This window comes from Aureisphaera sp. (assembly GCF_059726885.1).
On record NZ_AP041051.1, the window covers coordinates 1,590,081 to 1,604,094 of the forward strand.

Here is a 14,014-nt window from a genome sequence, read left to right on the forward strand (position 1 = left end):
AAATGAGACCCATAGAAAGTGTAGTTTTTAAAGGAGGAGGCGTATTGGGGATGGCCTATGCTGGTGCCGTTGAAGTGTTGGAAGAGCAAAATATTCTGCAAAATGTACAGCGGTCGGCAGGGACTTCTGCTGGTTCGGTGGTGGCCTTAATGGTAGCACTTGGGTATACTTCTGCAGAGATAAAAAAAGTGGTAAACGATACCAATTTCAAAGATTTTGAAGACCACTGGAATCCACTTCGCGTGTCTACCAAGTATGGATTGTACAAAGGGGATTTTTTATTGAATTGGATTGAAGGAATCGTAGCCCAAAAAGCAAATAAGGACATTACGTACGGCGAGATGAAGTCTCAAGGTTTTAAAGAATTGAAAGTATTCGCAACCAATCTCAACACACAACTTGCCCAAGAATTTTCGGCCGAAATAACTCCAGAAGTAAAGTTAACTGAAAGTGTACGGGCCTCTATGTCTATTCCATTATTCTTTGCTGCTTGGCAATTTCCCGGAGGGGCACCGAATAGTCACATTTATGTAGATGGCGGGGTGTTGTACAATTATCCTATCAATGCTTTCGAATTGGATACTACGTTGGGTTTTTTCCTGCACGACAAGCATAATTTGAGTGGTTCCGATTTGGAGTATGACCACCTCCTAAAGTATGTGGAGTCCCTTTTCCAAACCTTGCTGAAAGCCCAAGAGATAGATTTTGAGGCCAGCGAAGAAGAAATGAAAGTTTCAATTTTAATCGATGACTTCGGTATTTCTGCTACGAACTTTAGTATAGACGATGCCCAAAAAACCAAACTTTTCAATTCTGGGAAGGAGGCTACTTTGGCGTATCTTCAAGCTAGTCAGAATACATGACCTTAAGAAGCCCTAGCGATCACAATCCGTTGTTTTACTTCATTGCCTTCTGCATCTACAGCGGTCAATATATATTCTCCCGGTAATGGGGTAAAGGCCCATTCGTGAAAGGTCTGCGTGGTTCCTAAAAAGGTGTCGTCCAAATACCAGTATACCTGTGTTTCTGGAGAGCGGTGCGCCAATTGCAGTACAATCTCATTTAGTTGAGTGTCGAAATCCTTAGCCAGTAAAATCGTTTCGTTAGGCTTGGGAAAAATGAATTCCATCACTTTTTGCCCATCCCGAAGACAATCTGATTTAAAAGGTGGTAGCGGACGATAATCTGGATGTGCATTGGCATAATAGTACTCTTGAACAGGATCGAGACTAAACCATTGCTTTTGCTTCATTTCGGTTAAATCATAGCAGGAAGAATTCACCTGATAGTGCTCAGAAGTATCTACAAATATCTGTTTGTGATAGGCACATGGATTGGTCCTTAGCCCTTTTTCAGGAACGAATTCTATATGGGTTTCATCGCAAAATACGCCAGCCAAATGACCGCTCTTCCGACAGATTTTTGCTTCTTGCAATGCATCGTATGGGATCGCAAAGGACTCGCTTTTCGGCAACACATCGAATACATCGAATAACAAAGGAGCCGCTGCCTGAATTCCTGTAAGGCCTGGTCTTCCTTCCCCATCAGCATTACCAACCCATACTCCAACAGCATACTTTGGAGTAACACCTACGGCCCAGGCATCCTTATATCCGAAACTTGTTCCTGTTTTCCACGCAATAGATTGGGAATTGGTAAAATGCTGCCAGTTTTCCTCCCCTTCAGGACGATTTACACCCTGCAAGGCTTCGAAGGTTTTATAAATACTACCGGCATCAAAAACAGAGTGGTCAAACTGTACTTCCCCAAAATATACAGGTGTATCCTTTACCAAGTTGGGAGCCATAAACTCATGGGTGCGATACTCGCTGGAAGAGTTGTTGAAATGGTTAAGGCTTGAAGCCATCCCGGCATAAGCTTGGGTTATCTCCCAGAGGGAACTTTCGGCACCTCCCAGTATCAATGAAAGTCCATAGTAGTGTGCTGGTTTGTTAATCTGTTTGAAATTCAGTTCCTGAAGCCGTTGGTAAAAACGTTCTAGCCCATATTGTTGAAGGGTTCTAACCGCAGGGATATTAAGGGAGCGGGACAAGGCTTCGTCTGCCGGAACTGCACCATCGAATCGTCCGTTGAAATTCTTTGGGCTGTATCCATTAACAGTCGTTGGCACGTCCGTAACCAGGGTTTTTGGGAGTAGTTCCCCTCCTTCTAATGCTGCAGCATAAAGGAATGGCTTTAGGATGCTTCCTGTACTTCTTGGCTTGTCAATAATATCTACAAAGTTGTTGTTGTCTTCGGTTGTGGGAGCGTTGCCCACATACGCCAAGACCTCACGGGTATTCACATCTAAAATGAGTATGGCGAGATTGTGGATTTCGTTTTGTTTCAACCCGTAATGGTGTGCGGCACTTATTCTATTGACCTTTTGTTGAACATCTAATAGGACAGTTGTACTAATTCGTTCTCCAGGGAAGTCACTTCTAATTTTTTCAGATAGGTGCGGGGCCAATTGAGGTAACGGCATGGGCTTTCCTGGTAATGCCTCTTCTAATGCCAGTTCATAGGTGGTCGCATCGATAATACCTTTTTCATGAAGTTTCAACAATAACCGATTTCTTTTGTTAAGGAGGAGTTGCTCGTTCTTTCCGGGGAAGATGAGCGAGGGGGCATTGGGCAGTACCGCTAGTGACGCACTTTGCCCCCAACTCAATTCACTGGAGGGAATTCCGAAATAACGCCATGAAGCCGTTTCAAGTCCAACTACATTGCCCCCAAAGGGAGCGTATGAAGCATAGAAATTCAGTATTTCTTCCTTCGAGTATCCCGCTTCCAGTCGAGTTGCCATAAATAACTCTATACCTTTTTCGAAATAACTCCTTTTCTTGTTTTTACGGGCCAACCGAATGACCTGTTGGGTTAGGGTGCTGCCACCCCTGCGGGTTTCTGTGGTCATATTTTGCCATAGTGCTTTGGCCATGGAGACCGGATTGAACCCGGGATGTTTATAGAAATACTCATCTTCAAAGTGAAGAATACATTGCTCAAACCGGAAGGGGATACTATCCATAGCTGGAAATCGCCATTGTCCATCATCCGCAATTCGTGCACCCAACAAGGCACCTTCCCTGCTTTCTATAACAGTAGAGGTGGGATTTTTGAATAACGGCTTTGGCAAACAGAACAACCAAATAATCATAAGCACACCCATAAAACCGATCTTGATTTTATGCCGTTTCATTTTATGAACGATATATGTGCCTATAACTTTCATAAGTTTATTTTTCCACGGTTACCCAAATACCTTGGTTTCGTGCGTAATAATTGTTGTCATACATGGCTTCAACCTGTGTTCCGGGCAAATAATAAGTTCCTAAATAGGAAGCATTTAACTTTACAGTAAATGTTTTGGTCTTTCCAGATCCCAGGTCAAAATAGAAATTCACACGATCATCCCTAATATCTGTATAACGAGCCGATCCTGAAGCTCCACCACCCAATTCGGTAAAACTAGTGTTTACGATTTCCCATCCACTTGGGAAAATCTTGGTCAAAGCAATATTGTCGACAAAGTCATTCGAAGTATTGGTAATCGCTACCTTGGCCATGATCTCGGTTCCCTGTCTAAGGGTTTTTATGTTTAAGGGGTTTCCTTCTTTGTCTTTGTACGATGCATTAATGGAGAAATTCTTGCGTTCCGCCAATTCGTCCCCTAATGGTAATTTCCCTTTTTGGGTAATGGTTGCATAAATCACGTTACCTTTTTTATTGCTTACTGTAATGGTATTGTCCCCCATGCTTATGTCTAAATCCCGCTGGGCTATGGCACGATCACTTTGAACTTCCACAGTTTTGCCATTCTGCGTAAAGGAAACCTCCAGTGCTTTTCCTCCATTTTTCTGAACCATTTTCGCCATGGCTACTAACGCATAGGCAGTAGATTGTGTACTGTACCACTTGCTCGAGGATAGCTCTTTTGCCACCGAAACAGCCATGTCCCGTTGTTTTGCATCTCCAAGAAGAACCAATGTTTCCAGCGCCATGGCCTTATTCCTGAAAGGAGAGCCATAGGTATGATAATCGTATCGGTTTGGCACAAAACTAATGTTGGCCGTTTTTGAAAGCTCTTCGGCTACATTCTTTTTACCTGCCAATGCATAGGCGGCTGCCAATCGCCATTTCGCATCGTTGCTTAAATTACCGGACTCCCGTAATCTGTTCATTGCGGCCAACTCGGGTTGCCCGGCTAGTGCTAAGGTATATAAACGGTATGCTTGTGAGAGGCTCGAATTGTATCGTGTTGAAGAACTTCGCCACTGCCGTGCAGCACTTTTTTGATAGGACAACCAATTACTTAAAAAAGTAATGGGCAATACGTATCCTTTTTGCTTGGCTTCTAACATAAAATGTCCTGCATAACTGGTTCCCCAATCATCCGCTTCCCGTTCCCCTGGCCAATAGGAAAGTCCACCTCCTGCCACTTGGAAGTTGGAAAGCCTACGGATGGCAGCCTTCACATTCTCTTCTATCTCCTTTTTCTTATCGAAGGTGATATCGAACACTTCATCCAATAGCAACTGGGGCAATGCGCCCGAGGTTGTCTGCTCTATACAACCGTGTGGGTATTGGATTAAATACTCCATTCGTCTATCGAAATTCATAGGAGGGAGGGTGGAGAATTCAATGGAGGCACCATTAGATCCTGGCACTCCATAGGTCTTGAACGATATTGTTGAGGTGGCATTAGCCTCAATTTCTTGTTGGGTTGTTTTGTGCGAAATAGGATTCGGGTTTTCCACATCTATTTCCACTTTATAACTGGCTGTTTCGCCACTTCCTGAAGCCACTATTTCTATAGTCTGGAATTCGGTTGCGGGTAAAACTTCGAAATCGAAATTCACAATTTGCTCACCAATGCCCTGGAATGAGATTTGTTTGGAAGAGGCCCCTATGGGCTTTAGGGCGTCACCTGTCTTCACTGAAATTTGAGCGTTTTTCACCTTTTTCTCCATTGCAAAAACCGTTACGGGGAGGGTTACCTTTTCCCCAGGTGATAACTTTCGAGGTAATGAAGCTAATACCATTAATGGCTTCCGCACAGGGGTGGTTTTATCTACTTTTCCATAAGCTCCATTTTTGTTATCTCCAGCAATTACCATGGTACGCACCGATCCAATATAATTTGGCATTGTTAAGGTGTGTTCGGCAGTGCCTCCCGATTTTAATCTAAACGGACCGATATATCGGACCACTGGTTTAAAACGATCTGCTTTCCGGTTTTTTGCACCTGCGGCATCTCCGCCACCACCAATAGCATAAATATTATTTACGCTTCCGGAATAGGCACCTATTATATCATCAAAAACATCAAAAGTCTTTACTCCAAGTGCTTCACGAGTATAAAAAGCTTCGTGAATTTTGGGCGTAGGGAATCGGGTCAAATCCAGAAGGCCTTCATCTACAACCGCTAATGTATAGGTCATGTCCTGATTGTTTTTTTCAGAAACCCTGACGATATAATCTTCTTCTGGCTTCAGGACATCGGGCATGTCCAGTTCGGGTTCCAATAGGGTCTTGGGATCCGTCACCTCGACGGGAACCACCCCGTAAAGACGAATGGGTAAGTCATTTTGTGTTTGTGCATGAGGTTGCAACAAGGAGATATTTATAAAGACATTAGGCGCCATTTCTTTTGTAATGGGAACCTTTACCTCAGTTTCCCCTTTTTTGGTGGTTACCCATTCTGTGGAGAGTACCTCTGTACCATTTTCGACGCTCACCAATGCCCTTCCTTCACCACCAGAAGGGAAGGTAACAGTTGCGTTGTCCCCGACTTCATATGATTCCTTGTCGGCAGAGAAAACAAGCATTTTAGAGCTTTCGGAGTCACTATCGCTTGGGCGTTTCCACCAATTGCGATAAAAATATGCGACCTTTCCAGTTGCGTGCCCCGAAACTTTATCCTTAATACGAATGAGGTAACGGCCTCCATCCTTTTCGGGAATGTTAACATTAAAAGAGGTTTTACCATCTCCCTTGGTAGTAACCGTAAAGTTTTGAACCGGGCGATGCACCTGTGCATTTTCGTAACGGGAGAGGTTATCATATCCTCGGCTCCACCACCATCGCCATTCAATTTTGAATACTTGGACTTCTAACGACCGCCCTCCAATGGGATCACCTTGGGCGTTTACGGTTACCAGATCGAATTCGTTATCCTCATCCGTATAGAAGGAACCATATCTTTTTGGTTCTGGAGTGCGAAGCCCTACAAAATGTGAATAGGGAGCTAAGGTTTTGGTAAACACATCCAATGAAAAATCTCCGCCGCCTTCGTATACCTTTGTTAGAAAGGTAGCTTGTAACATTCCGGGAGCGTTGTCACTAATTTCAAATTTTTCGGAAAAGGAAGTGGTTCCGTCATCAGACAAGGTTGTTGTCATTACGGGAAATTCAATTTCATCAAATGTCCGAATGGGGTCATTAAAATTATAACGATCGTATTGCTTGAAAGCCGAGTTTTGTGTGCGCAAAGTGGCTTCCATTTCAATTTTGAGATTCCGTGCAGGAGCACCATGTAACCAAAGTGCTTGTGCCGAACCTTTCACCTCTTTACTGGCATCTAGAATTTCATCTTCGAAATCGATTTTCAGTTTTAATCGATTTGGTTTTATTGTGGCTACTTTGAGGCCCTTGGCAAAATTAGCGCCACCTACCTTTACATGAGCATTCCAATTGCCGGTAGGAGCATTAGCCTCTGTGGCTATTGGGAAATAATAAAAACCGTTGCGCCCGTCGTGGTTTTGTACTTCCCTATGCACCAGTTTTCCCCGAGCATCCTTAACATCCAGAGTTATCGGATGTCCTTGTGGTAATGGATTGGCATTGTCATTTAGGACAAAAGTTAGGTGAATGCTATCCCCTGGGCGATGCACCCCTCGTTCAGTGTATAGAAATCCTTTCAATCCTTTTTGGAGGGTCTTTCCTGAAACATCGAACTTACTTAAAGAAAGCGCATTGCCATCTTCTAGTTTTGCATACGCATAATTTCCTCCTTTATTCGCCACTGCAAAGGATATATTCTTGTCGCTATCGAAAATGGCCAACCCTTCATTGTCCGTAGTAGCGGTGCCCAACAGTTGCTGCTGATAGTTGTAGAGATTTATTTTGGTATTTGGCTGCGGCTGCGTGGTGAGCAAGTTAGTCACTGCGAAGTGATAGGATTTGTTCTTTCCCTTTTTTACGATCATACCAAGATCACTACCCAACACGTTCGTACTTACTACGCGGTCCTCATGGTAATAGGCTTCATTACATGGATTGTCACGCTGTCTCCAGTTGTATGGATATCTGCGGTAGTAATAGGTTTCGTTATCCCAATACCGTTCTTCCATTTCATCTTCTTCAGCAGGATCTGCAGCTGTATATGACTCTTCCTCTTCATAATAATAGTCTTCTTCATAGTCGCTATCTTCACTTTCCATTTGACCGGCATCGGAGCAATTATAGCTGGTATATTCTTTTTTGAAGCTCAATTCAACACGATATAAGGAGCCGGGATCGGCAGAAAAGTAATCCGAAAGATTGATGCCATAAGCTTTCCAGAGGCCATCATTACCAATACTCTTATCTTCTAGATCAATGGTTTTTTTGGCAATGCGCCGCCCTACAGCTTTCATATTGTAGATGCTGGAATTGTTAAGATTGGTTGATTGGAGGAATTGAAGCATATTATCTTCGAACACCTTCACAACTCGCACGTCTACTTTTGAGAGGTTTACCGCTTTGAAATATATGGGAGTGCTTTCGGCATTGGGTAGGATGGTCCCTTTGGAAATGAGCTGAATCTGTGGCTTTAATTGCTCAAATGAGATCAATTCCGAAAATTCGTTTTTCAACCCAAAATTATCAGTGTTTTTTATACCATTGAAAAGGGTAACCCGAACATTTCCACGAATACTGTTTGAAGGATACACATGCAAGGTGTTGCCATCTACTTCGAATCTTAGGGTTTCGGCTTTTTCTACCATGACCAAGCCAGAAAAATCTTGGGAAGGTTGTATAGGGTCGGAGAAATTGATGGATAGGGAGGCACTAGGAGCAGCTACGCTTTTTACGTCTACTACCTTGAAATTATTCTGTCCGGGAATGGCAAACGTATTGTTTCCCTTGAAATCGCTCTTTATGGGTTTACCGTTCCAACTGATTTCAATGTTCGAATCATCGATCTGACGCTGGATACTATCTATTGTAAAATTGAAAAACTTCGATGCACCTTCTTCCTGTTCCCATTTTATCGAAAGTTCCTTATCGTTTTGTGTGACGGTTAACAGCTGTTTTGCCGACTCTATGGTTACAAGGTCACTGGTCTCGATATGACCGTCGAGATATTGCCATTGCTTGGAGTACGATTGTAGATTGCCTAGATCTACCTTGAAATTTGGCGCTATGGTTTTAAAAGCAAAAGTATACGTGCGAAACTCTTTCGGGATATCTTCATATAATTTATGAAGTAGGACCGAAACCGAATATTCCGTGTCGGGGGTTAAATACCCATCGGGTTGAAAAATAAGGGTTCTCCCGTTTTCGATTAACAATTTTCCTTTAGTGCTGGGACTAATTTTTAAGTAATCCGAAGAAAGTTCCGTGTCCATTTCAAATTGCTCCAAAGGTTGTCGCAATTGTATGGAAATGGCATCGCCAATGCTTCGATTTCCGTACGTATTGGAAACGATATACTCTTTAAACTTGAACAAGTTGTCTGTTTCGGAAGGTTTGGTTTTGTCCCCACATCCATAAAGGGATACGAAGGCAACAATGGCGATTAGGCGGAAGAACTTCTTCATAATTGATGGCTTTGATAAACGCCTACAATGGTTTCAATAAAGGCGTCGAAATTAAAAATACAATAAATCTTTTTGCGAAGGAGGGATTTCGCTTTGGTATATGAAAAGGGAACCGAACCTTAAAAAGGATCGTCTCGGTGTCCGAGTTCATTTTTCATCTAAAGTAAGGAGGGAATTTGGTCGGATAACGGACAGTAATACAACTTTGGTATACTGGCCAATTAGATTTGTGAGTTATTTAACAAGTAGGGACTACCTACTGAATTCGTATTCCCTTTCTACCTTACAAATCCTGGTTTTATACCATTGGTACCAACGTTCCCTGCCGAGATGCTGGGCGTGAAGATGGTCAAGGTTTTGTTTCCATCGACTTATATCCTCAAGGGTTTCCCAATAACTTATGGTAATGGCAATACCGTCCCTGGCGTGTTCAATGCCGATGTAACCCGGTTGCTGTTTTGCCAATTCCTCCATGGCATTTGCCATTTCCGAATAACCTTCAGTATCTTGGGTTTGTTCATTGGTAAATATGACGGCGTAATATGGTGGTTTAGGCATTATTGGTCCTTGTAAATTTTAACAATCAATTCTCCAGCTGCATTCATGTGTGCCCTGTACATTCCTGCGGTATTGAATTCCATGGCGACGTTACCATCCTTGTCTATCGCAACAATACCACCATCGCCACCTAATGCAGGCACTTTTTTCTGAATTACTTCTGAAGCTGCTTCCTGAAGACTAATCCCTTTGTATTCCATCATGGCAGAAATATCATGAGCTACCATGGCACGAATGAAGTATTCGCCCCAACCTGTTGAGGAAACTGCGCAAGTAGCATTGTTTGCATAGGTTCCAGCACCAATGATTGGAGCATCTCCAATTCGGTTCCAGCGTTTATTCGTCATTCCACCTGTAGAAGTGCCGGCAGCCAGGTTTCCGTTTTTATCCAATGCCGCACAACCCACGGTTCCGAACTTGCTATCCTTAATGAAAGGGTCTGAGAACGAGACTTTCGTGTCGTGGTCCAGTTCGGTTTTCTCACGATCTTTTATGCGCTGAAGGGATCTAAACCTTCGTTCCGTATAGAAATAGGAGGGATCTACCAATTCGATTCCCCTTGATTCCGCAAAAACCTCTGCGCCTTTTCCCGCCAACATTACGTGATCACTATTTTTCATTACCTCAACGGCAAGGTCGATAGGGTTTTTAATATGGGTAACTCCTGCTACTGCACCCGCATTTAAAGTTTTGCCATCCATAACAGAAGCATCTAGTTCGTTGGTTTCTTCATGGGTGAATACGGCACCCTTACCAGCATTGAATAAGGGGGAGTCTTCCATTATATTAATGGTTTTGGTGACGGCTTGCATGGCATCACCTCCATTTTCCAGGATTTCATGACCCGCCCTAATGGCTTCTTCCAATTTATCTTTATAGGCTTGTTCCAAGGAATCCGTCATGTTCTTTTTAAGAATGGTTCCCGCTCCACCGTGTATCACAATTCCATAAGTTTCCACATTTTCCGAAGTAGTATTTTCAGAAATTTCTGACTTCACTATATCATTTTCAGCATTTTTACAGCTGAAAAGCACAAAAAATCCGATTAAAAGTGTTAAAATTTTAATTTTTTTCATTTTTTTTCGTTTGAATACGAATATACTGCAAAACGCCCTGTTTTCCGAGGGCGAGCGTTAATTTTATTGTAAGAAATTAAAGCAAATATTATTAAAAACATCGATGAAATGCACATAAAAAACGTTTAAATGCATTTTGTTTCGATTTTTTTCCTACATTTGAATCACATCAAGCCCCAAATTTGATGTCCCCCGTAAAATGAATCTACTAAAGACTAGCCTACTAGCTACGGTACTGTTTTTAACGGTTACCTCATGCTCAAAAGAAGAAGATGTAGAGGTCCAAGAGGCCAACTACAGCATTGATCTTAACCTAGCCCAGGAAACCGATTGGACATTGGCAAACGAAGTGTTGTCACTTGTTAATGAACATAGAATATCTATGGGTCTTTCAACGATCGCTAGAGATCAACAATATGCTTCGGCATACGCTGTGGAACATACCAAATACATGATTGAGACGTCCCAAATCAACCATGACAATTTTGGCGATCGTTCAAGGGCCTTAAAGGATAGAGGTGCCGTCTCTGTAGGAGAAAACGTAGCCGCAGGCTATGACTCTGCAGAAGCATTGGTAACTGCATGGCTCAATAGCCCATCCCATAAAAGCGTCCTAGAAGGAAATTATACACATTCGGGCTTCGGCATCATGCAGAACGCTCGCGGTAAATACTACTTTACCCAACTTTTTTATAGAAAGTAATTCTTGTTGTTTTTTAGTTTTTAAAGCATTTGCCGTATTTTTATGCAACACATAAAGATACGGCTATGGCTATTGCAAAACCTTTCAATCTCACCCAATGGGTAGAGGAAAATCGTGAACTTTTAAAACCACCCGTTGGCAATAAAAACCTCTACGTAGATGCCGATGATTACATTGTCATGATCGTTGCTGGGCCCAATGCCCGTAAAGACTATCATTATAATGAGACCGAAGAGCTGTTTTATCAATTGGAAGGCACCATCAAAGTTATTATCCAAGAAGATGGTGAGCGCAAGGAAATGGAATTGGGTCCAGGCGATATGTACCTTCATCCTGCCAAAATACCTCATTCCCCAGTTAGAAGTGCGGGGTCCATTGGTTTAGTGATCGAGCGAAAAAGGGATGACCTAGAGGGAATGGACGGCTTGTTATGGTTTTGCGACCATTGCAATCACAAACTGCATGATGTTTATTTTCCCTTAACCGATATTGAAAAGGATTTTCTTGGACACTTTAAGGAATTCTATGGAAGTGAAGCCTTGCGTACCTGCAACAATTGCGGTACTGTAATGGAAGCAGATGAACGTTTTGTGGGTTAATACATGAACAATATCTCTACAGAAGTTTCCGATCCTTTTGAAGTGTTGGAGGCATGGTATAATGATGAGATGGCATCAGCTCCTTTAAAGTATGCTGCTGCTTGTGTGGTTTCGACCATTGGCTTGGATGGTTTTCCAAATGCCCGGACGGTTTCAATAAAAGGATTAAAAGCTCCCCACCTTATTTTTACTACATATTTCGATTCCAGTAAAGGATTGGAAATTCTGGAAAACAATCAGGTGGCCCTTACCTTTTGGTGGGATCATTCACAGCGGCAAATTCGAATTCGTGGTACAGCCACAGCGTTATCCAAAGAAGAGTGCGACAAGCAGTTTGGTAAGCGGAATAAGTCTGCACAAGCGCTGTGTTTGGTGAGCAGGCAGAGTAAACCTATGAATGATGAGGATACCTTGAGAAAGGCGCATTCGGAAAAACTAAATGAGTATAAAGACAATCCTATTCCGCGACCTTCTTATTGGGGCGGCTTCCAAGTACTGCCAAACTCCATCGAGTTTTTAGAATTGAAAGAAAGCCGCTTTCACAATCGCGTTTGCTTTACCCGAAATGAAACCGGATGGAAGGCGTTAAAACTACAACCTTAAGAACATAGGTAATTACTTCCAATTATAAGCTGTATTCCGTACATTCGCATCCACAAATTTGAATTAAAAAAATCGAGATAACTATGTCAAACGTAGCCACTTCCTTCGGTATTGAAGAAGCCCTTCAAGAATTGGGAATCAATGAAACAAATCATGGTACTTCCACTGGATCTAACTGGATGCCAGGCACGAACGAAATTGCTTCCTACTCTCCGGTAGATGGAGCGCTAATAGGTAAGGTAACGACTACCACCAAAGAAGAATATGAACAGGTAATTAAAAGTGCTTCCGAAGCATTCAAAACCTGGAGGGTAATGCCAGCTCCGCAACGCGGGGAAATTGTCCGACAGTTTGGAGAGGAATTGCGACGCCTGAAAGAACCTTTAGGGAAATTGGTTTCTTATGAAATGGGGAAATCCTACCAAGAAGGATTGGGAGAGGTACAGGAAATGATCGATATCTGTGATTTTGCGGTTGGGCTTTCCCGTCAGTTGCACGGACTTACTATGCACAGTGAGCGTCCAGGACATCGTATGTATGAGCAGTACCATCCTCTTGGAATTGTAGGAATTATTTCTGCCTTTAACTTTCCAGTTGCTGTTTGGTCTTGGAATACGGCCTTGGCATGGATATGCGGCGATGTGTGTGTTTGGAAACCAAGTGAAAAAGCACCTCTTTGTGGAATTGCCTGTCAGAAAATTGCGGCAAAGGTGTTTGCAGATAATAACCTTCCAGAAGGTATCTCCTGTCTAATTAATGGGGACTACCAAGTAGGGGAATTCATGACCCAAGACAAACGGGTTCCTTTGGTTTCTGCTACAGGATCTACACGAATGGGTAAAATAGTAGCCAAAACAGTAGGGGAGCGTTTGGGAAAATCCCTTTTAGAATTAGGAGGAAACAACGCCATTATCGTAACCCCAGATGCGGATATAAAAATGACCATTATTGGCGCTGTATTTGGTGCTGTGGGAACGGCTGGTCAGCGCTGTACTTCAACCCGAAGATTAATTATTCATGAAAGTATCTACGATCAGGTGAAGAAAGCTTTGGTAGATGCCTATGGTCAGCTTCGTATTGGAAATCCATTGGATGAAAATAACCATGTGGGGCCATTAATTGATACCGATGCTGTTGCCATGTACAATAAGGCTTTGGAAAAAGTAGTTGCCGAAGGCGGAAATATTATTGTAGAAGGTGGTGTATTGGAAGGGGAAGGCTATGAGAGCGGTTGTTATGTAAAACCTGCTATTGCCGAGGCTAACAATAGTTTTGAAATCGTACAGCACGAAACATTTGCCCCTGTGTTATACTTGTTGAAATACTCAGGAGATGTAGTAAATGCTATCGATGTTCAGAATGGAGTGGCTCAAGGGTTGTCTAGTGCTATAATGACAAATAACCTTCGTGAAGCAGAACGCTTTTTGAGTCATGCAGGAAGTGACTGTGGAATCGCCAATGTAAACATAGGAACATCTGGTGCGGAGATTGGAGGTGCCTTTGGAGGTGAAAAAGAAACAGGTGGAGGGCGTGAGTCTGGAAGTGATGCATGGAAAGTATACATGCGCAGACAAACAAATACTATTAATTACACTACTGAATTACCCCTAGCACAGGGAATTAAGTTCGATCTTTAATAAAAATTCATTTGAGTTTATCATAAAACCCGTT

Annotated in this window: 9 protein-coding genes; 5 read left to right on the top strand and 4 right to left on the bottom strand. The window is 42.7% G+C overall.

What is annotated here, in order from left to right:
• The first annotated feature begins 2 nt into the window (after positions 1–2).
• Complete coding sequence (locus tag AC6JAD_RS07005; RefSeq protein WP_461304577.1) at positions 3–863, top strand: patatin-like phospholipase family protein; 861 nt, start codon at positions 3–5, stop codon at positions 861–863.
• Positions 864–865: 2 nt separating this feature from the next.
• Here the strand turns inward: AC6JAD_RS07005 and pbpC are convergent, their stop codons facing one another.
• The 4 genes from pbpC to AC6JAD_RS07025 form a co-directional block, all read right to left on the bottom strand.
• Positions 866–3,232, bottom strand: a complete 2,367-nt coding sequence (pbpC, locus tag AC6JAD_RS07010) for a penicillin-binding protein 1C (protein ID WP_461304578.1) — start codon at positions 3,230–3,232, stop codon at positions 866–868.
• Between the two features lie 4 nt (positions 3,233–3,236).
• The gene (locus AC6JAD_RS07015; RefSeq protein WP_461304579.1) at positions 3,237–8,804 is read right to left on the bottom strand and encodes an alpha-2-macroglobulin family protein; all 5,568 of its coding nucleotides are present in this window, start codon (positions 8,802–8,804) and stop codon (positions 3,237–3,239) included.
• A gap of 252 nt (positions 8,805–9,056) precedes the next feature.
• Positions 9,057–9,362 carry an antibiotic biosynthesis monooxygenase family protein gene (locus AC6JAD_RS07020; protein WP_461304580.1) on the bottom strand — a complete coding sequence of 102 codons (306 nt, stop codon included), beginning with the start codon at positions 9,360–9,362 and terminating at the stop codon, positions 9,057–9,059.
• Positions 9,362–10,438 (bottom strand): isoaspartyl peptidase/L-asparaginase family protein, encoded by a 1,077-nt coding sequence (locus AC6JAD_RS07025; RefSeq protein ID WP_461304581.1) that lies wholly within the window; start codon positions 10,436–10,438, stop codon positions 9,362–9,364. Before AC6JAD_RS07025 ends, AC6JAD_RS07020 begins: the two co-directional genes overlap by 1 nt.
• 199 nt (positions 10,439–10,637) lie before the next feature.
• On the opposite strand from AC6JAD_RS07025, the gene AC6JAD_RS07030 reads away from it, so the two are divergent.
• The 4 genes from AC6JAD_RS07030 (at position 10,638) to amaB (ending at position 13,980) form a co-directional block, all read left to right on the top strand.
• Positions 10,638–11,141 (top strand): CAP domain-containing protein, encoded by a 504-nt coding sequence (locus tag AC6JAD_RS07030; protein ID WP_461304582.1) that lies wholly within the window; start codon positions 10,638–10,640, stop codon positions 11,139–11,141.
• Between the two features lie 65 nt (positions 11,142–11,206).
• Complete coding sequence (locus AC6JAD_RS07035; RefSeq protein WP_461304583.1) at positions 11,207–11,740, top strand: 3-hydroxyanthranilate 3,4-dioxygenase; 534 nt, start codon at positions 11,207–11,209, stop codon at positions 11,738–11,740.
• Positions 11,741–11,743: 3 nt separating this feature from the next.
• Positions 11,744–12,343, top strand: coding sequence for a pyridoxine/pyridoxamine 5'-phosphate oxidase (locus AC6JAD_RS07040; RefSeq protein WP_461304584.1), 600 nt, complete (start codon positions 11,744–11,746; stop codon positions 12,341–12,343).
• Positions 12,344–12,426: 83 nt separating this feature from the next.
• Positions 12,427–13,980, top strand: coding sequence for an L-piperidine-6-carboxylate dehydrogenase (gene amaB / locus AC6JAD_RS07045; protein ID WP_461304585.1), 1,554 nt, complete (start codon positions 12,427–12,429; stop codon positions 13,978–13,980).
• Positions 13,981–14,014: the final 34 nt, after the last annotated feature.